Annotated in this window: 18 protein-coding genes and 1 tRNA gene; 10 read left to right on the top strand and 9 right to left on the bottom strand. The window is 42.8% G+C overall.

The window, feature by feature from the left end; all coding sequences use genetic code 11:
• The first annotated feature begins 48 nt into the window (after positions 1 to 48).
• A complete protein-coding gene (locus AC59IL_RS24745; protein WP_496554892.1) occupies positions 49 to 981 on the top strand; it encodes a helix-turn-helix domain-containing protein in 933 nt (310 codons plus the stop codon).
• Positions 982 to 1,075: 94 nt separating this feature from the next.
• Positions 1,076 to 1,795, top strand: a complete 720-nt coding sequence (locus AC59IL_RS24740; RefSeq protein ID WP_496554891.1) for an SDR family oxidoreductase — start codon at positions 1,076 to 1,078, stop codon at positions 1,793 to 1,795.
• Positions 1,796 to 1,975: 180 nt separating this feature from the next.
• On the opposite strand, the gene AC59IL_RS24735 is transcribed toward AC59IL_RS24740, so the two are convergent.
• The 5 genes from AC59IL_RS24735 to AC59IL_RS24715 are packed head-to-tail and all read right to left on the bottom strand — an operon-like array spanning position 1,976 to position 9,544.
• Complete coding sequence (locus tag AC59IL_RS24735; RefSeq protein WP_496554890.1) at positions 1,976 to 2,881, bottom strand: glycoside hydrolase family 16 protein; 906 nt, start codon at positions 2,879 to 2,881, stop codon at positions 1,976 to 1,978.
• A gap of 42 nt (positions 2,882 to 2,923) precedes the next feature.
• On the bottom strand, positions 2,924 to 3,949 hold the full coding sequence (locus AC59IL_RS24730) for a family 16 glycosylhydrolase (protein WP_496554889.1): 1,026 nt from the start codon (positions 3,947 to 3,949) through the stop codon (positions 2,924 to 2,926).
• 5 nt (positions 3,950 to 3,954) lie between these two features.
• On the bottom strand, positions 3,955 to 4,851 hold the full coding sequence (locus AC59IL_RS24725) for a PKD domain-containing protein (protein ID WP_496554888.1): 897 nt from the start codon (positions 4,849 to 4,851) through the stop codon (positions 3,955 to 3,957).
• Between the two features lie 36 nt (positions 4,852 to 4,887).
• Positions 4,888 to 6,396 (bottom strand): RagB/SusD family nutrient uptake outer membrane protein, encoded by a 1,509-nt coding sequence (locus AC59IL_RS24720; protein WP_496554887.1) that lies wholly within the window; start codon positions 6,394 to 6,396, stop codon positions 4,888 to 4,890.
• A gap of 22 nt (positions 6,397 to 6,418) precedes the next feature.
• Positions 6,419 to 9,544 carry a SusC/RagA family TonB-linked outer membrane protein gene (locus tag AC59IL_RS24715; protein WP_496554886.1) on the bottom strand — a complete coding sequence of 1,042 codons (3,126 nt, stop codon included), beginning with the start codon at positions 9,542 to 9,544 and terminating at the stop codon, positions 6,419 to 6,421.
• Between the two features lie 364 nt (positions 9,545 to 9,908).
• Between AC59IL_RS24715 and AC59IL_RS24710 the strand changes: the two genes are divergently transcribed.
• The 5 genes from AC59IL_RS24710 to AC59IL_RS24690 all read left to right on the top strand — a co-directional run bounded on the left by AC59IL_RS24710 (position 9,909) and on the right by AC59IL_RS24690 (position 19,740).
• Complete coding sequence (locus tag AC59IL_RS24710) at positions 9,909 to 12,833, top strand: ligand-binding sensor domain-containing protein (protein ID WP_496554885.1); 2,925 nt, start codon at positions 9,909 to 9,911, stop codon at positions 12,831 to 12,833.
• A gap of 168 nt (positions 12,834 to 13,001) precedes the next feature.
• Positions 13,002 to 16,523 carry a T9SS type A sorting domain-containing protein gene (locus AC59IL_RS24705; protein ID WP_496554884.1) on the top strand — a complete coding sequence of 1,174 codons (3,522 nt, stop codon included), beginning with the start codon at positions 13,002 to 13,004 and terminating at the stop codon, positions 16,521 to 16,523.
• Positions 16,524 to 16,737: 214 nt separating this feature from the next.
• Positions 16,738 to 17,802, top strand: a complete 1,065-nt coding sequence (locus tag AC59IL_RS24700) for a Fic family protein (RefSeq protein ID WP_496554883.1) — start codon at positions 16,738 to 16,740, stop codon at positions 17,800 to 17,802.
• A 116-nt stretch (positions 17,803 to 17,918) separates the two neighbouring features.
• Entirely contained in the window at positions 17,919 to 18,761 is an 843-nt protein-coding gene (locus AC59IL_RS24695) for an SDR family NAD(P)-dependent oxidoreductase (protein WP_496554882.1), read from the top strand.
• A 58-nt stretch (positions 18,762 to 18,819) separates the two neighbouring features.
• A complete protein-coding gene (locus AC59IL_RS24690) occupies positions 18,820 to 19,740 on the top strand; it encodes a helix-turn-helix domain-containing protein (protein ID WP_496554881.1) in 921 nt (306 codons plus the stop codon).
• Between the two features lie 15 nt (positions 19,741 to 19,755).
• On the opposite strand, the gene AC59IL_RS24685 is transcribed toward AC59IL_RS24690, so the two are convergent.
• Both AC59IL_RS24685 and AC59IL_RS24680 read right to left on the bottom strand, forming a co-directional pair.
• Positions 19,756 to 20,259, bottom strand: a complete 504-nt coding sequence (locus AC59IL_RS24685) for an SRPBCC family protein (protein WP_496554880.1) — start codon at positions 20,257 to 20,259, stop codon at positions 19,756 to 19,758.
• A complete protein-coding gene (locus AC59IL_RS24680; RefSeq protein ID WP_496554879.1) occupies positions 20,256 to 20,582 on the bottom strand; it encodes an ArsR/SmtB family transcription factor in 327 nt (108 codons plus the stop codon). The genes AC59IL_RS24685 and AC59IL_RS24680 overlap by 4 nt, the downstream gene beginning before the upstream one ends.
• A gap of 244 nt (positions 20,583 to 20,826) precedes the next feature.
• On the opposite strand from AC59IL_RS24680, the gene mrdA reads away from it, so the two are divergent.
• Together mrdA and AC59IL_RS24670 are read left to right on the top strand one after the other, a co-directional pair.
• The gene (mrdA, locus tag AC59IL_RS24675) at positions 20,827 to 22,839 is read left to right on the top strand and encodes a penicillin-binding protein 2 (protein WP_496554878.1); all 2,013 of its coding nucleotides are present in this window, start codon (positions 20,827 to 20,829) and stop codon (positions 22,837 to 22,839) included.
• Positions 22,840 to 22,955: 116 nt separating this feature from the next.
• Positions 22,956 to 23,411, top strand: a complete 456-nt coding sequence (locus tag AC59IL_RS24670) for a hypothetical protein (RefSeq protein ID WP_496554877.1) — start codon at positions 22,956 to 22,958, stop codon at positions 23,409 to 23,411.
• A 190-nt stretch (positions 23,412 to 23,601) separates the two neighbouring features.
• Here the strand turns inward: AC59IL_RS24670 and AC59IL_RS24665 are convergent.
• Positions 23,602 to 23,664: transfer RNA gene (locus tag AC59IL_RS24665), tRNA-Ser, on the bottom strand.
• A gap of 22 nt (positions 23,665 to 23,686) precedes the next feature.
• The gene (locus tag AC59IL_RS24660; RefSeq protein WP_496554876.1) at positions 23,687 to 25,270 is read right to left on the bottom strand and encodes a TROVE domain-containing protein; all 1,584 of its coding nucleotides are present in this window, start codon (positions 25,268 to 25,270) and stop codon (positions 23,687 to 23,689) included.
• A 369-nt stretch (positions 25,271 to 25,639) separates the two neighbouring features.
• Here AC59IL_RS24660 and AC59IL_RS24655 point away from each other — a divergent pair, with 369 nt between their 5' ends.
• Positions 25,640 to 25,921 carry a winged helix-turn-helix transcriptional regulator gene (locus tag AC59IL_RS24655; protein WP_496554875.1) on the top strand — a complete coding sequence of 94 codons (282 nt, stop codon included), beginning with the start codon at positions 25,640 to 25,642 and terminating at the stop codon, positions 25,919 to 25,921.
• Positions 25,922 to 26,502: the final 581 nt, after the last annotated feature.

Raw genomic sequence — 26,502 nt, 5'->3', positions numbered from 1 at the left:
TAGGGTCAATCATTCAACGTATATTTGATTTTTGCAAATCACCCGTATATGGCAAATAAGCAACCGAAAACCCTGGAGGAGTTTTACAAAGGCATCGACATCAATATTCCCGATAGCATCAGCAAAGCAGTTGGGCATTTTAATGTGTTTAAGATCGATGAGGTGCTTGCCAGCCTCCGCACTAAAAAGGGTGTTATGCCTTATAACCGGCGTAATTTTTACAAGATCAGTTTGATAAACGGACGCAACCACGTAGAGTATGCCGACAAGGTGATCAATATTGAGAAAAATGGCTTATTGTTTGCCACACCCCGCATCCCCTATCATTACGTGCCGCAGGACGACAACCAGCTGGGCTATTTCTGCATATTTACAGATACTTACTTTACATCGGGCAAAAATGGGATCGAATTGAATGAGTTGCCCATTTTTAAACCTGGTGCGTATCCGGTATTCCGGCTTACCAATGAGGAGTATGAAGAATTAGCCGCCATTTTCCGTAAAATGATCAAAGAACTATCGTCTGATTATACCTATAAATACGATCTGTTACGCAATTACCTGATGGAGCTGATCCATTACGGACAAAAGCTACAACCCGCTTCTACCCTGCAAACACCGCACAAAGCGGCCGACCGGGTCACTTCGCTGTTCATTGAATTGCTCGAAAGGCAATTTCCTATCGCATCGCCCTACCAGAAGCTGGAGCTGCGAACCGCCAGTGATTTCGCCGGCAGGCTATCGGTTCACGCCAACTATTTAAACAAAGCATTGAAAGAATCAACCGGCAAAACCACTACTGAGATTATCGGTCAGCGTGTATTACAGGAGGCAAAGATCCTGCTGCGGCATACCAACTGGAACATTTCCGAAGTTGCCTGGTGCCTGGGTTTCGAAGAAGTAGCACACTTCAGTAACTTCTTCCGTAAACATACCAGCGTATCGCCCAATGCTTTCCGTGGAGAATTAGAAAAGATTTGATTTTTGCAAATATTGGTTTGTTGCCTGCAACTCCCCTGCCTGGTTCCCATGCTACCTTTACACTTCAATTAAACGAAGTAAAAAGTAATCGAACATGAAACCAAACAGTAAAATACTCGTAACCGGTGGCGCTACCGGTATCGGACTTGGGATTGTTGAACGTTTATTAAAAGACGGCCACAGGGTAATAGTTTGCGGTCGCCGCGACAATGTATTAAAGGAATTAACGGCCACGCATCCGGCTGTTATTACCAAAAAATGCGACCTCGAAAGTGCTGTCGATAGAGAAGCGCTGTACAAATGGGTGGCTGCTGAGCATGCCGATCTGAATGTACTCATCAACAATGCCGGTATTCAAAACTGGATGTCGCCGGCAGATGATGACTTCTTCACCAAAGCCCAACAGGAAATTGCCATCAATATCGAAGCGCCCCTGCACCTGATATCGTTGTTTATAAAGCTGCCTGCATTGGATACCATTATGAATGTTACCTCAGGACTGGCATTTTCGCCCTTTGCCAAAGTACCCGTGTATTCGGCAACCAAGGCATTCTTCAGATCCTTTACCCTGTCATTGCGTTATTTATTGAAAGATCGCAACATCAATGTAGTGGAAATAGTTCCTCCGGCATTGAAGACCGATTTAGGCGGAAAAGGATTGCATAACCATGCACCTGAAGTAGGTCCTTTTGTTGAAAGCATTTTTGAACAGCTGCAGCAAGGTAAAACCGAGCTGACCTATGGCACCAGTGCCGACAGAGCGAAAATAGGCGCAGAAGAACTGACCAGGGAATTTGCCAGATTACATCCATAACAGGCATATAGCGATGAACGTTAGGCCATCACGGTTAAACCGGGATGGCTTTTTTACCGTTCCCCGACACATTACAACCACTCATTCCGCGACCAGGGACCTGTAGTACAATTGCAGGGGTACAAAAATTGCTCACCAGCCAAATGTGTTGGATATTTGCTGCCTATGCTTCCTGTTTCATCACTTGTTTTCGGTTACCCTCACCCAATCAACCAGCATCCTGCTTTTGCCTTCCTTTATAGCCTGCAACGTTGCGGCCGATAGTCCGTAGTACGGCTCTTTGATGCCGTTTATTTTAAATGGATAAATACCGCCTACTGCGAAATTCAGAATGAGGTATTTGGGATTGTCAAATGCCCAGGGTCCAAAAAATGCAGTCATTGGTTTGGTTACCCTGAACATAGTGATGCCATCGTATTTGAAGATCAGGCTGTCGGGTTTCCAGTCAACCGAGTAAATATGCCATTTTGTGGCATCGTTGCTATCGGCAAAATACAACCGGTTAACCAGGCCGGCATCACCGCTGTATTTAGGTCCGTGTACGGCGGCGCTTGCCCAATTTTTTTCACCCACATATTCCATAACATCTATTTCGCCTGTTTCGGGCCATTGCCCTGTTCCCAATATCCAAAAGGCCGGCCATAATCCTGCTCCTTCCGTAAGCTTAATTCTTGCCGATACCGTTCCATAGGTAAACTCTGCTTTATTTCTTGTATTGATACGGCTTGAAATAAAATCAAATTTGCGGCCATCGCCTGTTGTGTATCCCGGCACAAACCGCGGCGTAAATGATGCCGCTCCGTTTTCGGCCCCTTCCCCTTTGGCTCCGCTCACAAACTGCAACACATTCACAGAGTCTGCATAGGCCTGTAATTCGTTATTGAAATGCATGCCGGTGATCTCTACATTCCATTTTGAGGTATCGAGGCCGGGGCCCGAAAAATCATCAAAGAATATTTCCTTACGTGCAATCTTTACCGGTTCACTTACTGCCGATCTGCCGGTTGCTTCTGTACAATGCGAAAACAGCGCCCATGCAGAAAATGTAAAAACAATTCCTATGAGCCTATAACTTAACAATTTCATCTGTGTGTGTTTTTCTATTTTATTCTGGCCTTGATAAATTATTTACTGGTAAACTCTGATGTAATCAATTTCCATGGCAGCCGAAGTAAATGCGGCATCAACCGGCCCGCCAAAGTTGCCGCCCATGGCTACATTCAGGATAATAAAAAAATTCTGGTTGAATGGTAACCCACTATTGTTGCTCACCGTATGGAAAAGCTGGTTGTCGACAAAGAACTTTATCGAAGTGGCCGACCATTCAACTGTGTAAATATGGAACTCAGTAGTAGCATTCGAAATAGTAACGGTGTTGCCAACACCGTTACTGCCGGAGTGATCGGGATAATGCACCGTTCCATAAATTTTATTCAAATCCCTTCCTACGTGTTCCATGATATCTATTTCACCGCAGGCCGGCCATCCTGCCGTGGTGATGTTATTTCCCAGCATCCAGATGGCAGGCCATGTGCCCACCCCTGCCGGTAATTTTGCCCTTGCTTCGATCTTTCCATATTTGAAAGAGAACTTGTCTTTCGATAACAACCTTGCAGAGGTATAAGCGCTGCCACTGTAATTTTCGGCTTTGGCAATGATTTTCAGGGTGCCGTTCGATACCACTGCATTGTCGGTTCTGCTGGTGTAATATTCTAATTCATTATTACCCCAGCCGCCGGCGCCCAGATCGTACCCCCATTTTGCGCTGTTGGGCGCTCCGGCTGTATCAAATTCATCTGACCAAACAACAGATAGTGCAACGGCAACAGTAACCTGAATTGATTTTGATATGGTTTGCCCGCCTGCACTTTTTGCAATTACATTCACCGTATAGGTGCCCGAAGCAGTATAGCGATACGTGACAATGCCCGATGGCACCAGTTGAAACACGCCGTTGCCAAAATCAAAATCATAGGATACGGCGTTCGTGGCGGCAGCGGTAAACGACACATTGCCGCTGTTATCGGTACTTACCGTTGCAATAACCGATAGGTTAACCGGAGGGTTGCCGGTTCCGTCATCCCCTCCCTTTTTGCCGCATGCAAGGGTTGATACAAAAAGAAGCGAACAGCCGATTGCTTTTACAATTTTCATTATCATCAGGATTTCACTTTTAGTTTTTGATACCATGCATTTCCATCAACTCCGATATTGCGCAAATGGATAGTAGATTCGGTTACAGACAGTATTTCATATTTCGTTCCACCGGTACCAAAATTAATGATGCCATTGCCCGGAACAATAAACTCAATTTGCCTTGAATTGGCCGATGTTGAACCCGAGGTAGCCGTCATAAACGACAATTGTTTGGTGCCGCCGGTTGTAAGCGAATAACAATCATCGCCGCCGCCCAATCCATAGAATGCCGTGGCAGCGCCTATTGAGAAAGAAGCCCCTTTGTTATCAACGGTCATGAACACCCTGCCGGCCGCATCTTTTGAAAAGGTGATCTCATCATCATAGGCGCACGCTTCCCTCGAATTGGGTGTAGCCGCATACCATATGGGGCTAAATTCAGTGTTGGGCCCCACGCCAAAATGACCCGCAACATCGTGATCTGTTACCCAAATACGACTGCTGCCATTGGTGAGATCCTGCATAATATCGGCAGGCAGTGAAAAAGCTACAAATACAGTGACCTGTTTGCTGATCGTAGTCATGGCGCCGGCGGTGCCAATGGCTTTTACTGTTATGGTATAGCTATTGGTGCCTGTAGTTGTGTACTTATGGGTTACAACACCCGATGGTTCCAGACTATTTGTTCCATCGCCATAATCAATTTTATAGGAAAGTGCATCGGTGGCGGTGGCTGTTATCGCTACACTGCCCGAACCGTTGCCGTTGGGGTTACCTGCATCAGCGCCGGTAACTATCGCGGCAACATTCAAACCGGTTGGTGTTTTAATGTTGCCCAATGAATAATCTGTTTTATGACAGCCGGCAACTGCTGTTATGATCAGCAGCACGCCTGTTAGTAATTTAATTGAATGTTGCATAATAATATTTTTTACGGTTACATTAACCTGATATCATCAATAGCCTTTGTTTTGTGCTAAACCACCATCCGCTTCGGTCTGTGGTATGGGAAACACTTCGTGCTTGCCGGTTACAAAACCAATGGGCCCCAGCACTGTTGATGCCCTGCCTGTTCTTACCAGGTCAAAAAAACGTTCTCCTTCCATAGCCAGCTCCAGGCGTCTTTCGTTTAAAATAGCATCGTATAAGGCAGTACTGCCGGCCGTTATATCGTGCAACTGATCGCCAAAAGCCCGGCGCCGCACAAGATTCAGATAAGTCCTTGCTTTTACATCGTTAGCGGTTGTTGCCTTGTTGTTGGCCTCGGCTGCCATCAGCAATACATCGGCATAACGAATGGTCCTGTAATTATTGAGATAGTTTAATTCAACCTGACCCGATGTTTCACCTTTGCGCGGAAGATACTTTTGATTATACAGGCCGGTATTCTTGTAGGGCGCCACCTGATAGGTGATGTTGAAAGAAGGATTGGCTGCCTTATAGGCTTCAATATCAAGAATGGTTACCGCTTTTCGCTGATCGCCGGCTTCATAAGCTTTTGCAAGATTTTGTGTTGGCAAATTGGTACTCCATCCGGGCGCATAGGGCATGCTGCCTGCGCCATTCAATCCCCTGACACCGCATTGCTGAACAGCATAATTCCCCTGCCCTCTTGTTACATGATTCCAGTCGTAAGTGCCTTGTCCGTTTGAGTATTGAATTTCAAACACCGATTCGGGGCCATTCTCTCCACTCTGTAAAAAAATAGCGCCGAAATCACTCACCAGTGTAAAGGCATTGGATGTAATAACATTTTCGAGCATCGAAGCGGCCTCGGTATATTTGTTCTGGTACAGGTATACTTTACCCAACAGCGCCTGTGCGGCATATTTGGTAACTCTCCCCTTTTCAGATTGTACGGCCGGTAATACGGCAATGGCCGTGGTTAAGTCCTGTTCAATCTGTTTATATACTTCTGTTTTGTCGGCTCTTTTCAATTTTCGTGAATCAGACAGCGTTAGTCTTCTGTCGGTGAACAAGGGAACATCGCCGAACATTTTTACGAGCGTGAAATAAAAATATGCTCTTAAAAAATATACCTCGCCATACAGCGCTTCTTTACCGGCAAAGTTCACGGCTTGGCCTGCCAGATTTTTTTCTTTATACTGATGTAAATAGTTCGCACGATTGATGCCTTCATAGCTTACCTGCCACAGATCAGCCAGTGTTGAATTAACCGGATAGTAAGTAAAATCATCTATTTGCTGAAGCGATAATACATCGGCTGCACTTTCGCCCCCCGATACCGCATCGTCCGACGCAATATCACTTACCGGCACTACCTGGTTCAACCATTGCAACGGCGAATAAACGCCAACAACCATGGCGCGGTAATCGGCCTCCGATTTAAGGTAATCTATCTCGGTAATTACAAAGTCGTCGTGCGGATCATACTCAACCCATTTCTTACATGAGCCAAGCCCCATCAGCATTATTGCTATATATATTATACTAAACTTTTTCATCTGTTACATTTTAATAGAGAAATTAAAATTTGATATCAAGCCCAATGGTATAAGACCTTGCCTGCGGGTAAGCGCCCCGGTCGATACCTGTATCTAAAAGGCCCGAGTTGGGGATTTCAGGATCGTAACCGGCGTATTTCGTGAAGGTAAAAGCATTCTTTACCTGTGCATATACGCGAAAACTTCTGAACAGTTTAGTAATGGGTGTTGATGGCAAAGTATAACCCAGCAGTATGTTTTTGATCTTTACAAATGAACCATCTTCCACATACCGGTCAGATACCCGGCTGTTATTGTTGGCATCTGTAAATGAATACCGCGGATTATTGGCATCATTGGTGCTTCCGGGGCCTGTCCATCTGCCTAATACGGCCCGGTATTTATTGGTATAGTTATCATTTCTTTCAAAAGCCCTGTACACATCATTGCCAACCGAAGCATAAGTAAATGCGCTGAAGTCGAAGTTTTTGTAAGTAACGCCAACCGAAAGCCCCATGGTAAAATCAGGGAAAGGGTTTCCGATAATGGTTCTGTCGGCCGCATCAATTTTTCCATCGCCATTGAGGTCGGCAAATTTTATATCGCCGGGTTGGGCCCCTGTTTGAGTGGGTGATTTTGCAATTTCGTCCCAGGTTTGAAACAGCCCATTGGTTTTGTAACCATAATATGCAGCAGGCGTTTTACCCGGTGCAAATACGGTAACAGACTGCGATTGACCATTGAAGTAATTACCACCTGTAACCCAGGAGCTATCTTCGGAAGTTTTGATTACCCTATTGGTGGCTTTGGTAAAGGTGATCGATGAAGTGAACCTGATATCTTTTGTAATAGCCGTGTTAAAGCCTGCGGTAATGTCGATACCGCTGCTTTTGGTGCTGCCAATGTTGGCAATTGGCGCAGGGATAGTACCCAGATAACCCGATGCAATAGGCGTAAACAACAAGCCTTCGGTCCTTTTTTCAAAATAATCGGCACTCAGGTTAAGTTTATTGCTCAGGAACGCCGCATCAAAACCTGCATTCCATTGTTTTTGTTTTTCCCATTTCAACGCATTGTTGGCCACTGAAGCAACGGTAGCTCCGGGATAAAAGGTATTGCCAAACGTATAGCCGATACTGTTACCGGCTCCGTAGAGCGAAGAAAGATAATCTGTTTGAATGGTTACCAGTACCTTTTTGGGATCGAGGTTATTATCACTGCCCACAGCACCATAGCTTCCTCTTATTTTCAGATTATTAATGAACCCAACTTTAAAAAAGGGTTCGTTGGTCACTACCCAGCCAACTGAACCTGAGTAAAAATTACCAAACTTATTTTCGGTTCCAAATGCATACGAGCCGTCTCTTCTTCCGGTAAATGAAACAAGGTATTTATCCCTGTAATCGTAATTCAGCCGTGCAAAACCCGATGCATGCCTGTTTACATATTGATAATAATACCCCCGCAGGCCGTTCGTGTTATTGTTGGCGGTAGTTCCGGTGGCAGCGGTAAAGTCGGCAAACTCCCAGGAGTTATAGGGTACATCCTGCCTGCTTGCTCCTGCTGCATTCCCTATGCCTTTATTAAGGTTAATACCGGCTGTTATGTCGAAATTATGGCCGTTAGCCAGCTGAAAATTGTAGTTGGCAAAGCCTTCATATACCAGTTGCGAAGCAGTTGTTTTGTCGTGTGTTACACTGTTATGAAATCCGGCAATGGTAGTTCCATCGGCATTTAAGGTATTGCCTGTATTATTCAATCCCCAGAATACGAGCGGGTCAAAACTCTTTGCATTGCCGTCATACTTTGTGTATCCCAGGCGGGCAGTAAGCTTTAAATTCTTTATCACTTCATATTGCAGCTCAAACTTGCCATACAGTTTATGACCAATATTCTGGTTCCAGGTGTTTTCGAGTTTGGTAAGCGGATTATAAATTTCACGGGTAATTATAGTACTGAACCCGTATTGCCCAATGGTGTTTGGTACGTTATTGTATACCGGAACGGTGGGATCATAATTCAATGCGCTGCCGATGATGCTGTTAAAAGCATTTTCCTGCACACCCTTGCTGTTCAGGTTCAGGTAAGTGGCATTGACGATAAATTTGAGTTTTGACGAAAGATCAAAGGAAACATTAGAGGTAAAATTGAGCCGGTTAAAACGCGACTTATCATAACCGCCAACAATACCTCCCTGCGATAAATAACCGGCGGAAAGAAAATAAGTCATCTTTTCACTGCCGCCCCGGGCAGATATGTTATGGTTTTGTATGGGGGCCTTTTTAAAAATTTGCTTTTGCCAGTCGGTACCGGCGCCTAAGCCCGAGAGGTCCTGAAAAACAGTATTTCCGCCCGACAGCGTGCTTCCTTCATTCAGCATAGCCGCGTATTCTGTAGCGTTTAATACGGGAATCGTGTTGATCACCTCCTGACTGCTGTAACTGCTGTTGAGGTTAAATTCTGTTTTTTGATTTTTGCGGCCCGATTTGGTGGTAATTACAATCACACCGTTGCCACCCTTTACACCATAAATAGCCGTTGTTGCTGCGTCTTTCAATACCGTTACGCTTTCAATATCACCCGGGTTAATAGAGTTCAGGTCCTGTAAAGTTTGTTGAATGCCATCTACAATAACCGTTGGGTCGGTACCACCGAGGTCGGGAATGCCTCTTATCAAAACAGTTGGTTTAGCGCCGGGCGAACCGCTTTGAATAACATTTACACCCGATACATTACCCTGCAATGCTTCTTCAACACGAACAGGTTTCAGCTTTTCAATTTCTGCAGACTTTAATGTAGAAATGGCGCCGGATACCTTTGTTACCTTTTGGGTTCCATAGCCTACAACGACAACATCTTTCAGGGAAGTGGCAACCTCTTCCAGCACAAAATACAGTTCATCGCTTCCCGAAACCTGTTGCTCCTTCGATTCAAATCCTACATAAGAAACCACAAGGGTTGAACCTTTTTGCGGAACTGATATGGAGAAAATACCTCCGGCGCCAGTAGTAACGGAATTATTTGCACCCTTAACCGATACCGTTGCGCCTTCAAGAGGCACACCCGCTTTACTGCTGACTTTTCCCTTTACAGTAATGCTTTGGGCACACACCACACCATATAATAATATAAGTGCAGCGCTAAGCCAAAACTTTAGTTTTAGTCTCATACACATTGTTATTTTATATTGTATAAAATCAGGTATGTTGCTTAACCAGCAAGCCAGACTTTTTGACACTTTGTGCAGCCAGATTTTAAAAATTGCTATATGAACCGGATGGCAATGGAAGGATTGTTTAAACAGGTTGGGGCAACCTTGAAAAAGAGGGAATGATAATAATCTTCTCATAATGGCAGCAATCGTTAAAAACTGTAATGTTAAAACTGTATGTAACTCCTGGTAAGTTTAACCTTCAGTAAAGGTATTTTGCCTGCCCGCCCTGTCAAATTTTTAGCCTACATCAGCACTACACAATCTTTTTTAAAATGTTACATTTGAGCATGTAGTACTACATCTGTACTACATCTGCCATATGAAAATGATAAAACCGAACAGATGTACCTGGTTTGGGCTTGTTTTAAAGCTGCTGCTGTTTTTTGCCACACAGAGCAAAGGCCAGTCGTTTATTGGACAAAGAGAAATGGTCAATTTCTCAAAACAGGAATATAATGGCGGTACACAAAACTGGGCGATCAAACAGGATGGTAAAGGCAGGATATATGTAGCCAATAATGAAGGATTGCTGGTATATAATGGTACAATATGGCAGCTTTTTCCTGTTCCCAACAACACTATATTAAGATCAATAGAGTTTGGTAAAGACGGTAAATTATATGCCGGCGCCCAGGATGAACTGGGCTATTTTGCCCCCGACCATGACGGAAAACTTGTTTACACGTCATTAAAACACCTGCTTCCTGAAAGCGAAAAAACATTTGCAGACGTATGGGATATTGTAACCCTCGGCGATGAGGTTTTCTTCCGTACTACTTACAAAATTTTCAGGCTGTCGAATAACCGGCTTATTGCACACCCTCCCATTTCTTCGTGGCTTTCTTTGCACAAACACAACAACCAATTGATAGCCCATGATGAAAAAGCGGGTGTGCTCACTTATAAAAACGGGCAGTGGGAAATCATTATACGCAGGGAAAGCCTGCCTGCCGATTTTTTTATTACTGATATGATCCCTTTTGGGAAGGATACCAGCCTGATTTCTACACCTAAGAACGGATTATATTATTTATATAACAATGTGTTGCAACCGTTCAATTTAAAAAGTACAACGATCGGGCAGCAGGACTTCACGGCGTTAACACCCATTGATGCGAACCATTTTCTGGCAGGTACCTATTTCAATGGGGTTTATCTTATTAACAAACAAGGACAGGTGCTTGAAAACATTTCGGCGAAAAGCGGATTGCAAAACAATACTATCCGCCGGCTGTTTTGCGATGCAACCAGCAACATTTGGCTGGGCCTTGATAATGGCTTAAGCTTTATTGCTTTTAGTAATGCCATAAAACATATCAATCCGGCATCTTTTAATAACGGTGGCGGCTATGGAGTAAAAGCATTGGGGAACAACCTGTATTTTGCTTTGTCGACCGGTGTACTGCGACTGCCCTTTCAGCAAACGAATGACTTTACTACTTTACCCGATAACCTTCAACAATTGCTTGGCGGCCAAACCTGGAATCTGAGTGTATTGGGAAATGATATCCTTGCCGGCCGGGATGATGGATGCTGGCGTATTTCGGGTGACGGCGCCCGTTTGATGACGGCAGAAACCGGTTTCTGGACCTTTCAACAACTTCCGGCTTCAGCCAGTCAATTGATTGCGGCCGGTAACTACAGAGGTGTTCGCTTATTTGAGAATAATAACGGAAACTATATTGAAAAAGGCATCATTTCTACATTCAATGAATCGGCCCGGTATCTCGAAACCGATGAAAAAAATATATGGGTCTCCCACCCCTACCGCGGAGTTTATAAGATCAGCCTGCCGGATTATTCCATTAAGTTGTTTACCGATAAAGACGGTTTGCCTTCTTCATTAAACAACCATGTTTTTAAAATTAAGGGAAAGATTGTGGTAGCCACTGTAAAAGGTATTTATGAATATGATGAAAGATCAGGCACGATGTTTCCTTCCCCATTGTATGCACATGTGTTTGGCAACAGACCAATCAGATACCTTAAAGACGATGCCAAAGGCAACATCTGGTTTGTGCAGGATAAATTACCAGGCGTAGCGGATTATAGTTCCAAAGAACCGGTTATTATTTATATCTCTGAATTAAAGAACAGGATATTAAGTGGTTTTGAAAATATTTATCCGCTCAACAACCAGAACATTTTTATAGGAGCTGAAAATGGTTTTTATCATATTAATTATGAAAAGTACCGGCAAAACATCCGTCCTTTTAAAGTGTATATCACGGCAGTAAAAATATTTGCCGGTAAAGACAGTGTTTTATATGGAGGTTACGATACCCCTGACAGTACCGTAAAAGCGAAAACAGCTGCTGTTTCGTATACATGGAACTCTTTTCATTTCTCTTATTCTGCTTCGTTATATGGACTGCAACCGGGTATTGAATACAGCTATTATCTGGAAGGTTTTGATAAAGGCTGGAGCGAATGGACAAAAAAGTCCGAAAAAGACTATACCAACCTGCCGGCGGGTTCATACACCTTCCGGTTAAAAGCAAAAAATAACAGTGACAATATATCAAATGAATGCAGTTATTCATTTGCCATTACGCCACCGTGGTACAGAACCATATGGTCGTATATTTTATATGCCCTTATCATTGTGTTATTGCTTTATTGTTTATTCAGGTATCAGGCCCAAAAACACCAGGTAAAACAGGAGCAACGCCGCTTAGCCGATCAAAAAAAATACGAGGAGGAGCAAAAACAAATGGCCTATCAGCACCAGCTGGAGTTAGAAAAGTCGGAGAAAGAAATAATACGTTTACAAAATGAAAAGCTCGGGAACGAGATAGCTCATAAAAATGCTGAGCTCGCTTCATCTGCCATGAACCTTGTTCAAAAGAAAGAGTTTATTCTGAAGCTAAAAACAGAATTACTGCAACTGCAAAAATCAGGCAAAGCTGCAGAAGAAATGCCGGAATTAAAAAAGATACTTAAAGTATTAGGTGAAGAGGAAAAGCTCAATGATGAATGGGAACAGTTTTCGCATCATTTCAACCATGTTCACAGCGATTTTTTACATGTGCTGAAAGAAAGGTATCCATCGTTAAAACCGCATGAATTAAAATTGTGCGCCTATTTGCGTATGAACCTTTCAACAAAAGAAATTGCCCAGTTGATGAGCATCTCAGTAAGAGGTGTTGAAATAAGCCGCTACCGGGTAAGGAAGAAACTTGAATTGCCTACCGAGACAAACCTTGTTGAGTTTTTGTTTGATATAAATCCATCCAAAAAATAAAAGCCCCCCCGATGTATCGGCGACAGTGTGTTCGGTTGGCGATGACCGCCAAGATAAGTTCAGCTTCATTCGTGTGATTTTCGCTCCTGGCGTTGTTTCACAGAATGATTGCCGTTATCGTTTAATATTCTATATTTGATTTATCACATTATTTTTATTTAATTCCCGATGGCACTTCCTTTTCCTTCTGAATCCTTATTCAGCTTTCTCAATAAGCGCTCCATTCAAGGTTTAATCAGCTTACTTTGCGTATTGGTATTTGCCCAACAGGCACAAGCCCAGTTCACCGAAACCATATTTTACGATACTGTAAGCAAAGTATCAAAGGATGGTTTTATTACCGGTGGTTATAGCGAAGGAAAGTATATATATCTTACAGGGGGCTCGTTTTCGAATCAAAAACCAATTCCGTCTGTAACCAAAATAGATACTGGCGGAAATGTTATCTGGACTGCCATTGATCCGGAAGTGACGGGGGTGTTAGGTAAACAACCTGCTATAGATCTTATTACCGGTACAACCTCCCATTTGTTGAAAGATGGCCATCTGCTTTTCACTGCCTGCAGAAACGAACGCCTCTGGTGCCTGAACGATAGCAGCGGAGCTTTGATCTGGAACATTCAAACGCCCGGCGATCTGGTATTAAAAATTATAAACTTCAACGCCTCAGAATTATTAATGCTAACCGGCCGTAATGGTTTGCAATATCATGTCATCAATAAACAAACCGGAAAAATTACTTATACCCGCCAGCTTTTATCAAACAGTTGGGTATATAGTGCAGAAATGATGGTAGATGACAATCACAACATTTTAATCAGTTGGGGAGATACCTGTTATAAATATCGCGATCCGCAACTGAATCAACTGGCATGGAAATCAAGTGTGCCTTATTATTCCAATAAGTCTGTTACCCGCATCATACAGGACTCTGCACAGTATATACTTTCGGGGTTGAATAATGTACGCGCGGTGGATACGCTTACGGGTAACACTATCTGGTACACGCGTGTTTTCGTTGGCCAGGTACCTCTTGTACAATCAGGCGATGATGGCAACCCTAAGAAAATAATCGTGCGCGACTCAATGATCTACATTTCCTGGGTATCACCTTTTGTGGGCGGATTGGATTTGAAAAGATCATTTACACTGACCTGTGTTAATAAGAACAACGGAAACATCAGATATAATGTAGCTTATGACTTTACCGGTATACCTGCCGATCCGCCACCGGGAACTACCCAGGAAGAACTGGACTGGCCCATGGATTTTTGCCAGGACCCCAATGGCAATTTTTACCTGACCGGATCGTATGACCGGAGCGCAGGTCCGGAAAATCCCGGCAACTGGGGCATTATGAAGATCAATGGAGCCACAGGTGAAAAAATGTACGAGGCTACTATTACATCCGATTCTCTCAATCGCGGTTATAACTCCCAGGGACTGTTTATCGATTTTAAATACGGCAAACTGTATGCGGCAGGCAATCTGGCAAAAGGGAGCAGCAGCTATGATGAAACAAAGCCGGTTTTGGTTTCATTCGATAGTAGCGCCACATATAACGAGCGATTCCGTATTTCTCCATTTTATACAATAAGATACCCGTCGTCGCTTGTTGGTATGGAACCGGTAAGCAGTTCAAAAATGGCGTTACTGAAAATGGTTGGCCGTTCGGCAACCATAGAATTGAGAAGCGGATACAATCAACTGATATGGAGCAGGAACTTTGCCAGCAGTACAAAGTTCATGATTCCACAAATGATAAGAAACCTGCATGATACGGCTATTGCCGCTTCTTTTCTCCTTTTTAACGAAGAACCGGTTACCAAAATCATGACAGCAGCGCCCGACTCAGTGATCTTTGTTTGCCTCGATACATCAGGCAATGTCAAATACCTGCAACAAATAGCTCATATCTCAACCGATTCAATAGCTCCTGAACCAGTTGAGATATATACCGATGCCTACAACAAAACCAATTTTATTTACAGGAGAAGGTATTACAATGATTATTTATCAAGGTATTTTCCCATATACTATGGTTTTACGATGGGAGGATCGCAAAACAGCTGGAGTACTTTAACCGGTGATCCATTACCGGAAGAAGTATCAACAGAGATGATAAGAAAAAGCGTTGCATCGCATTATGCTGCTGATACCATGGTGGTGTTTCGCACCCCTTCCGGAATTTACAGCAGTGGACATTTTTGCGCAACCACGCAATATCCTTACCCCACCGGATACAAGGGATATTATACAAAAAGAGTGAACCGGTTTAAGACCATTTATTCTTCTATTACGGTTGATTCAACAACGCAGGTTATTTTTGGAAGAGACAGCAGCGATCAGATGCTTGCAGCACGCTACAATTTTCATCAACCCAATCCTGTTATCTGGAATTATGTGCAGGCTGCCGGTTCCTTTTATACCGCAGACACATCCTCAACGCACCTGTATGTAACAGGCAGACAGCAATCTGATAATTCACTGGTAATTTCCAAAATAGATAAAACGACAGGCGTTCTTAGCTGGAATTTTCAAAGAACGCCTCCCGTTAATACAGCCCTGATGCCTCTGGACTTCCGATACGACAGGTTCAATCAACAATTTACAGTAGGCGGCTGTATATTGGACTCTTCATCAGGCCAGATCAAAAGCAGTTATTTTTACATCACTCTCGACTCAAATGGTTCAATTGTTAAAGATATCGTACGGCCAGGCGACCTTTTCGGTACTACAAGGATCAATGTGATAAACACTTTACAAAGCGGAAGCCATTTTTACGGCGGACGGCTGGCCATTACTCAACAGGGCGTTGTTGGTTTTTACAATGCTGATTGTTTTGCTAATATATTTATACCATCGGTGAGTATAAGTATAAGCACACCCACCAGCACTATTTGTGCCGGAGCTACCGTAACCTTTACGGCTACACCGGTAGCAGGCGGTACGCAACCTCAATTCCAATGGAAAGTAAATGATGTAACGGTTGGGAATGGCAAAGATACTTTCATTACAAATGCACTTAATAATAACGATCGGGTAAGTGTTCAAATGACCAGTAATGCAGGTTGCCTTCAAACTAACAGTGCTACCAGCAATATTATCAATATTGCCATAATAAATCCATCGTATCCGACCATTCAAATATCAGGGAATACCACTTTGTATCCCGGCAAGTTTGCGCTGATCAGTACGACGGTCACCCCTACCAGCAGCGATGCCGTATACCAGTGGCAGGACAGTACCCAATCACATAACTGGCTGAATATACCTGCAGCCAGTGCACCAACCTTATTGTATACACCACTTGCTACAGGTGATAAACTGCGATGCGTGCTGATGAGCAATACGGAGTGTGCCCCCAACTACAAAACTACAAGCAACGTTTTACCGTTCGTTTTGGATGCGACCACTGCGGTAGGTACTGAACCTGCGATCACTAATGGCATACGTTATTACCCCAACCCGGCAAATGATATGCTTGTTATAGACAGCCTGAAAACTGCAGACATGTGGCAGACCATTGAGATCATTTCAACCAATGGAAATACGATTCAAACATATCCGGTTATTCCAAACCAGCATAAAATATATCTGAATGTAAGTGAACTGCAAAAAGGGGTTTACATAGCCATATTACGAAGCAGGAAGCATATATCCGTTTATATGAAATTTGTAAAAATGTAAAGAGTGCGCATAATTACAAAGGCCCCGGCTTCTATGTCGGGGTTTACAAGCCAGTATATCAAATTGATAATCAATCAAATGCAATGCACCCCTGCGGTGTTAGCAATAGTCTTTATACAAGCTTAATGATTAACTCCCAATAACTCCTAAATTTGTAAAAATTAGGAGTTATTATGAAAGTTCCTCAAAGACCTCCTTACACCGGCAAATCAGAGTGCCCGCCATCATACAGCAATATTTACACGAATTTGATATAAATTTAGTTGGTTCGCTGCAGAGCGACAACATAATACCATCACAGGAAAGAGACAGGTATTTAATCAGCTCGTTGATGGAAGAAGCAATTGCCTCCAGTCAATTGGAGGGAGCAGCCACCTCCAGGAAAGTGGCAAAAGAAATGTTGGAAAATAACCGGAAGCCACAAAATCATTCAGAACAAATGATTTTAAATAACTACCTGGCTATGAAATGGCTTGTTGAACATACACAGGAAAATTTCACCCCGGCAAATCTTAAGCGATTACATCATATTCTTACCGATAAAACATTGCCCGATGAAAATGAATCAGGTAGATTCCGGCAAGACAACGAAATTAAAGTCGTGGATACGCAAACGGGCGACATCTTACATAACCCGCCGTCCTTTGAGCAACTTGAAAAACTTATGGAACAGTTTTGCAATTTTGCCAATGATAAGGATAAAATTTCTTTTTTTATCCATCCTATTTATAAGGCAATTATTTTACATTTCCTGATAGGCTACATTCATCCATTCGTAGATGGAAACGGAAGAACGGCACGAACTGTCTTTTACTGGTACCTTCTTAAAAAAGGATACTGGCTGATCGAATACCTGTCTGTTTCGCGGATTATATTGTCGTCAAAAACGCAATATGCAAAAGCTTATTTATATACTGAATTTGATAACAATGACCTCACTTATTTTTCGATCTATAATTTACAATGCATACATCGGGCGTTAGAGGATCTGAAAAAATATGTGCAAAGGAAAAATTCAGAAAAGCAGCATGTGATAGCTATGATGCGGAATACGGATTTCAATGATCGCCAGATAGCCATCATTCAGGATATAATTCAAAATGACACAACTGTATTTAATGTGCAGCAAATTGAGAACAGGTTTAATGTAAGTAATCAGACTGCGAGAAACGACCTGAATGATCTGGTAGAAAAGAAAATTTTACAAACCCGCAAGAGCGGACATAAAATTCAATTCTTACCGGTAAAGCACTATTTAAAGAGGTTGGGTATAAAATAGTAAACAACAGTCACACAAAATCCGCAATTAGACTACAAAAGTCCTCAATTAGATTACATACGGCAGGCGGCGCCTCCTGATTTTTGCCTTATCAAATAATTGAAAAGAAAAGGAACATGAAAAATCAAAAAAATAGTAAAGTTTGGTTCATTACCGGAGCTTCGCGCGGCTTTGGACGCGTTTGGGCGGAGGCCGCCCTGAAGCGTGGCGATAAAGTTGCCGCAACAGCACGCAACGTAGATAGTTTAGCCGCACTTAAAGAAATGTATGGCGAAAGCGTATTGACCCTGGAATTAGACGTGACCAGGCCTGGTCAGGCAGCAACAGCCGTAGCCCAGGCGCATGCCTGGTTCGGGAGGCTGGACATTGTGCTGAACAATGCCGGTTATTCACTGGTGGGCACTATCGAGGAAGCGAGTGCGGAGGATGTTAAGGCGATGTATGAAACCAACGTTTTCGGGGCGCTTGCTGTTATCAAGGCTGCGTTACCGTTGCTTCGGAAGCAAGGCGGCGGACATATACTTGGTACTTCAAGCAACCTTGGCCATGTAACACTGCCGGTAATTGGCTACTACTGCTCGACAAAATGGGCATTTGAGGCTATTCACGAAAGTCTGTTTACAGAGGTTAAAGACTTTGGAATTAAAGTGACCATTATCGAACCGGGCGCATACGCTACGGAATTTGGCAGTCAGGAGTCTTTGAAATTTGCGGCCGGCATGGAAATATACTCGGATTTTAAAACGCAATTTTTCGGACAATTAAAAGATATGGAAAGAGGGGATCCGAATGCCACACCACAAGCGCTTTTTCAGATCGTAGATGCGGAAAATCCGCCGTTACGGTTCAATCTGGGCAGTCAAAATTTACCATGGGTACGTGCTGCTTATGAAGAACGTTTGGCTCTTTGGGAAAAATGGGACGCCGTTTCCAGTTCAGCCCAGACTTTATCTAAATAAGAACCGATCATAACCGGTAACTATAAGGGTTGCCGGTTATGATTATATTTGTTTTTAAATGAAAAAAGACGAGAAAAGTCCGCACAAATTTGAGACACTGTCCGATGCTCATCGCGCCTTTGGCCTGCCTCAACCAAAGCATCCATTGATCAGTATGATCAATGGGGCGCCTTCCTGGTCGGAACTACAACAGCCGTCACACCATCATGTATTAGGATTTTACAAAATTTCTTACAAGCCAAAACTTGGCGGTAAATTAAAATATGGCCAGGGTTATTATGATTTCGATGAAGGAGGCTTGCTGTTCGCTTCGCCCGGTCAGGTGATGGGTGGCGGAGAAAACGAGGGAACAGTATGTTCTGAGTATACCTTGCTGATTCATCCGGATTTCTTTTTAGGTTATCCCATAGCTAAAAAGATCAGTCAGTACGGATTCTTTTCTTATGCAGCCAACGAAACGCTGCACCTTTCTGAAAATGAGAAGGCCACCATCATGTCTATTTTCAGGATCATGGAAGAGGAACTGAACAGCCGGATAGATGACTTCAGCCAGGATGTGGTTATATCCCAGATCGAGTTGTTGCTGAATTACGCCAATCGCTTCTATAAGCGCCAATTCATTACCCGTAAGATCGTCAGTCACGATCTTTTGCAAAGACTGGAAGACCTGCTGGCCGGTTACTTCAGCAATGAACATTCTTTAAGCAAGGGTATTCCTACCGTTCAGTATCTTGCCGAAAACCTGCATTTGTCGCCCAGTTATTTAAGCGATATGCTGCGCGCACTGACCGGTCAAAATGCGCAGCAACACATTCATAATAAACTGATCGAAAAGGCAAAGGAAAAACTTTCTACCACTACGTTATCGGTGAGTGAAATAGCCTATGCGCTTGGTTTCGAACATCCGCAGTCGTTCAGTAAGCTATTTAAAACAAAAACCAACCTTTCTCCACTCGAGTTCAGGCGGTCGTTTAACTGAGCGGTGTCACTTTTGCTACTGGCGTTGCGATAAAGTTGTCAATAGATTTTCGAGGGTTTGCATGCTCATTGCGTATCCTTCTTTGAAGCCCATTTCAATCATCTTTTCCAAACGGGCAAGCGATTCATTATAAATACTAATACTGACTTTTGTTGTTCCCCCCTGGTCGATAAAATTATAATCCCAATCAGAACCCGGCAATTCAGGGTTTTCATTTTCGTCTGCAAAAGCATTGAAAAATTTGAAATTGGTTTTCGGTGTAATGGAAGTGTATTTCTGAATTGCCCAACGCTCCTGTCCTTCCGGGCTTACCATCGCATAAAATCGTCGCCCACCCACTTCAAAGTTCATGTGTTTTGTTTTTGAAGTCCAGGGTTTAGGTGCCACCCATTGGTCAAGAAGTTCCTGTTTGGTAAAAGCATCCCATACCAGCGAAAGTTCGGCATCAAATTCTCTGGTTATGAACACTGTTTTTGTTGCTTTGTCAACGGTAAAATCAAATTGCAAATTGGTTGTCATTTTTTTTGTTTTTTAATTGTTGCTAATACTTTGTCAAGTTGATTAAATTGAGTTTCCCAAAGCCTTCTGAATTGGTCTAACCATTTATCAACCTCTTTCATTTTTTGAATTTGAAGTGAGTAGTAAATTTCCCTGCCTTGTTGTTCCTGTTTTATCAGTTCGCACTCTGTTAATATTTTAATATGTTTTGATACAGCCTGTCTGCTTGTATTAAAATGTTCGGCAAGGGCATTGGGTGTCATTGCCTGCAATGCAATCAGGGCGATGATTGCCCGCCTGGTCGGGTCGGCAATTGCCTGAAAAATGTCTCTTCTTATTTCCATCTTTGGGTAATTTGCAACTATGTGGTTGCAAATATAAATGCAATTATCTGGTTGCGCAAGTTTTTTTTTCCAGGTTGAAGAAAAGCAATAATGAGGCTATAAGTGTTTAGCTATGGATTACGTTTATGGACAATCTGAGATAATTCAAAACAAGATTTCTACATGCAGCAATAACTGACGAAAAATGATATAATGTCGAAAAAAGAATTGTAATTTTTGCAACTGTTTTGTAGATCCTATTTCAATGGCAACATTCAACCAGTCCCGCACCAATATTATCCGTCTTATCCTAACCAGCGTATTTATTATTATGCTGGCGCAATTATTTAACCTGCAGGTGCTCTCGGGTAATTATCGTCAACTTGCATTAAACAACGCTGTATTTCCAAAAGTAAAATACCCCGACAGGGGCATTATTTTCGATCGTAAGGGTAAAGCCATATTAAACAATGCCATCATGTATGACCTCGTGGTAATACCAAAGGAAGTCAGGGCGGTTGATACTACAGAGCTTTGCGCATTACTGGGTATCGACAGTAAAGAATTCAGCAAACGCATTCACGATGCCCATATCAGGAATGGAGGTTACCGTCCCTCGGTATTCGAGCCGTTATTGTCTGAAGCTGTACACGTTCGTTTAGAGGAAAATATATGGAAGTATCCTGGTTTCACTTTAGTTGAACGACCGGTGCGTGTTTATCCATACAATGCCGGCGCCCATATTTTAGGTTATATAGGAGAAGCTGATTCGGCTATCATCAGGCGTTCAGGAGGTTTCTATAGAATGGGTGATTACGTTGGACGCAGTGGTTTGGAGAATACATATGAAAGCGTACTCATGGGACGGCGGGGTGTGGAATACTTACTAAAAGATAACCTGAACAGGCTGGTGGGTAGTTATGAGAAGGGAACTCATGATACTGCCGCGGTTGCCGGGCGTAATCTGCATACGTATCTTGACATAGAGCTACAAATGCTGGCCGAAAAGCTCCTGAAGGGGAAGGTGGGCGCCATTGTTGCACTCGACCCCAAAAACGGAGGCCTGCTGGCTATGGCATCCAGTCCCAATTTTAATCCCAATGACCTGAGCGGTTCATCGAGGCAAAAAAATTATTCGCGGCTGGTGCTTGATGTAACAAGCCCTATGTTAAACAGAGCGATCAAAGGGCAGTATCCTCCGGGTTCAACTTATAAACCGGTGGGGGCATTGATTGGCCTTGAAGAAGGCCTGATCACGCCTGCGAGTGGTTATGACTGTCACGGCACTTATTACGGTTGCAGCCGCGCATTAAATTGCGTGGAAAAGTGGGCAGGACATGCGACCAATCTAAGGATGGCAATTGCCTGGTCATGCAACTCTTTTTTCTCAGAGGTTATTAAAAAAACAATCGATAACCCGGCTTATCATAATCCGCGTAAAGGATTAACAGCGTGGAAAAAGTATATGTCAGCTTTCGGTATGGGGCATCGAACAGGAATTGATTTGCCGAGCGAAGACGGCGGCAATGTGCCGGATACAAGTCAATATGATAAAGCGTATCACGGCTTGTGGAACTCGTGTACAATGACAGGCGGAGGATTAGGTATAGGACAGGATAAGATGCTGGCCACTCCCCTGCAAATGGCCAATGCGATGTGTATTATTGCCAACAAAGGTTATTATTATATTCCGCATCTGGTAAACAGGATCGAAGCTGAGAATGCGAACGATACGCTGCTGAAAAAATACCGTGTAAAACACGAGGTACTTACCCACATTGCAAGTGATGAATATGATGTGGTGACTGCCGGCATGCAGGATGTTGTTGAAGTGGGAACTGCAAAAACGGCCCGTATTCCCGGCATTAACCTGTGCGCCAAAACAGGCACTGCTCAAAATATGATTGTACTCGACGGCAAACGCTATGAATTAAAGGAGAACTCGACATTTGTTTGTTTTGCGCCACGGGAAGACCCAAAGATTGCTATAGCAGTTGTTGTGGAGAATGCAGGAGCCGGCGGTACATGGGCCGGCCCCATTGCATCGCTTTTAGTAGAAAAGTACCTGCGGGATACATTATCTCAGGAACGGTTGAGAAAGGTGGAAGAAATCGCGGGTACTAATTTGATGCCTGCTTACTTTGAAAGAGTACAGTACAAGGCTGATTCAACACGTGCGTTTGAATGGTTCAAAATCACTAAAGACAGCAGCTATATTCGAAATTATTTAAAACCAGGCCGCCCTTTTGTTCCACCGGTTCTGCGAAAAAAACGTTGATGCAGGAAAGACCTAAAACTTTTTACATCTTTTCCAGGGGCGCATAACACAAATAATGACCAAATTAAGTACAAAAGTTCGCATCTTTATAAGAGCATTTCTTTTAACCACGAAACATGAAAACAAAATTAAGCCTGATTGTATTTGTTATTTTTTTGCTGTTGCAATTTCCCCGCTCATTGTACGCCGGCTCCCCTGCTACCGCTTTTAATGATTCTGTTACATTAAAAATTGATTTAATTGATGAATTTAAAGGGCAAGGAACAGGAAACGGCGCGATTTTTCCTGCCAGTGGATACAAATTTGTGGCAGTACATGTTCAGGTTATAAATATTTCTGAAACCAAACAGGAAGTAATTCTGGATGATATTTGTTTGCCCGATACCGTAAAAAGGATAAAATACAGGCCTGAGTTCGTTATGCAGGTAAGCCTGCTCGCCGTGTATAAAAAAAAGTATGCCACTATAAAAAAAGGCGACTCCATCTATAGAAGACTGGTATATGCAGTGCCTAAGGATTTTATAGCCACTGGTGTGTTATACAATAAGAAAATATGGACTATTGAAAAATAGGTTGGAATATTTTCAGGAAGTGACAATTTAAATTACAGGCATAAAAAAAATCCGGGCAACAATTCGAAAAGGCTCTTAATTAGACGAAGGATTCCTTTTCTACGGCACCGGACATTGTAAGGTAAAAGACGAATAAAGTACGTTTGGCGCTCTAACCATTGAGCTATTCCGCAATATTAAAAAATAAATACTGTGGAAACAGGAGTCGAACCTGCAACCTCCCGATTAACAGTCGAAGTAACTCTACTCTACGACACTTACATATTTTGCAAATCCTATAGTTCAATTTGATTGATTTGATCAACTACAGTCGATCCGTTTTCAATATAATAGATCATATCAAATATCTTTTCGCTCCAACCGCTTACCAGCACGGTGTTTCTGTTCTCTGCTTTGGTTAAGCTGTTGCCATATCCTTTCAGGTCTACGCTATACACTTTTACTGCCGGATTGATAGCAAGATATTGTGTCAACAATTTATTGAAGTTATCTCCTTTGTTGCCTTTTGAATCGAACCAGTTGCAACCTGTACCTATCTGGCAGTCTGAGAAGATGATAATCCGGTCAACTATAGTTTTAGAAGATATCAGCTTGTCCATGTACTCAAAAATACCACACTCTGTTGATGGTCCGCATTTCTTTGCTTCGGCATTGATCAGTTTAAAATTTTCAAACAAGTCGGACTTCCTGTTTAATACAGGCTGTATTAAATGGTCACCAAACAAACCGATAGATGTGTTGTTGCTTTTGTTCCAGTACAACACAGCAAACAGGTTGGCTATATCTGCCGTTTTACGGCTGCTCATAGCAGAGACCAACGACTTACCTGCTGCATCGCCATACATACTTCCCGAGTTATCGGATAATATCACTGTTTTCCCTTCGTTGATATGTATATTATCACAAGCGATCAGCAATGCTTTTTCCAGTGCTGTAGTTGCCTGTTTTATTCTTTCGGCCTGGTCTTCAAATACAATTTCTGCAGCTGATAATTTTTCAATCTCAGTGAAAGCAGATAAATATCTGAATGGCAATTGTTTTGCCTTCTTCACTTTATTTGCGTCTGTCAATATAATCAATGCTTCGGCAAAAGCTTTTGCAGAGCCCTTCGTAAGAATGTTACGCAGGTTACGCAATACGGCCATATAACCAAGCTTTCCGCTCATCACCAGTTCTTCCCATTGCATTGCTATAGCCTGTTGCTTTTCTGCCTCTGTCGCAAACGCTTTTTTACCGAGTTCAGACAAAGCTGTTTCCCATGTATATGGTGTTTGCAACTCATCCTTCACTATTTTATTAAACAATGCCTGCTGCGCTTCGTCTTTCGCTTTTGGATGAACGAGGAACAAGGCATCTTTCATTTTTACTTCGGCAGCAGTATTGTATTTGGCAAACTGGTATTCGTCGAATTTGTTGAATGCCGTAGCCAATCCTTTTTGAACCTGTTTACTCAGTTTGTTTAATTTTTTTACACCCGCTCTTTTATTCGCAACCTGATAATAAGCCAGTATTTCTTTTATTTCATCAGCCCTTTGCACGATACCGTTGATCGTTTGGCTTACCACGTTATTGCCTGATGCAGCCTTTGCCAATTCAACAGCCAATACAACCGGTATTGAACGCAGGTTCATTTCTTTACGTGCGTAAACAGCCAGTTTAGCAACAAACCCGGGTGCGCACTGTGCGATCAGTTGCCTGATACGACCAAGCCTTTCTTCCTGCTTCTCGTAATAAGAATCATCTACCATACAGGTTGCCACTGCTGTGTACAGCTCCATTTCAGGAGTCAGCTTATATGCGGTAGCGCCCATGTAGTTCGTTGTTTCTTTCCCTGCGTTTGCTGATACATTGAATTTCATAACCTGTCGTTTTTGTGATTGACATAGCAAAGATGGCCGCACTACTGCGCACTCAATCTGCGCAGTGGAAAGTTTTTTTCATAGTTTTTTTATTTCTTTTGATATTCAGTGATTTAATCGGAATCTTTTTTTGAAATTGACCGGCTGAAAAATCATCTGCGCAGTTGGATTACGCAGATGATAAAAGCCGGGAGATAACGGTGAATTCTACCCGGCAACTTTATAACTTTTGCCAGTCTGCGCACCCGGAACGCTTTTAATATATGCCTGGGTTACCCTATGCATGGTTACAGGAATGCGCCCGGGAAAGAATGGAAAATAAGCAAAGGAATGTCCTATAACCGCAATGATCGAAGTAATTGGGGGGAAATGGAAACCACCGATCATTTGGCTTTTGTTGAAAGTACCATGCGTTTTGGCGAACTAAGCAAAACAATGCCGGATATTGCACTTAAAGTATTGTCGAGGCAATTAAAAGAACTGGAGGCAGATGGCATTATAATTCGTAAAGCATATCCTGAAGTTCCCCCAAGGGTTGAATATTCGTTGAGTGAAAAAGGCGCTTCCCTTAGAGAAGCGATGTTTTTATTATCGGAATGGAGCAGAAAGCACATTATGGGGCAGAATGGACCTGAAAGAACAGATAGTTAGGGGCACTTCATGATTCGAACCACTGCTTGTTGACCGTTATAAATCAACGTACAAAGGATAATTTCGCATGAACAATGATATTTTTCCCAAAGGAAATGATCCTTTGCTTGCAGGAAATGAGCTTTTACTTACATGAAATGAGCTTTTGCTTGCAGGAAATGAGGCTGTACTTACAGGATATTGGTCATTGCTTGTGGAAATTGGATAATTGCTTTGGAAATTGTGGTCTTTGCTTGCTGGAAAAATATCTTTGCATGTAAGTTCCGGACTTTTTCTCATGAACAAAAACCTTTCGCCTATACGCAAAGCACCAATTCCTGAATTACCTGACACCTTGCAACAAAGTTCTGTACCATTGCTAATGGGAAATGATGCTTTGCACATGAGCATCCTTCGACTACGCTCAGGACAAAAAGCTTCGCACAGGAAGCCTGACTGTTATTGCGGAAATCAGACAGTTACTCCTAAAGAGTCTATTCAATAAACTGCGTCATTGAAACACATCACTAAAGCTGTAACCATTTTGCATACGAGTCAAGTTGACCCGTCCTAATATAACTATACAATAAAACAAAAATTGT

Source organism: Niastella sp. sgz303648, from assembly GCF_059587045.1.
The sequence above is the reverse complement of the archived record's forward strand: the minus strand, read 5'-3'. Positions and strand labels throughout refer to the sequence as shown.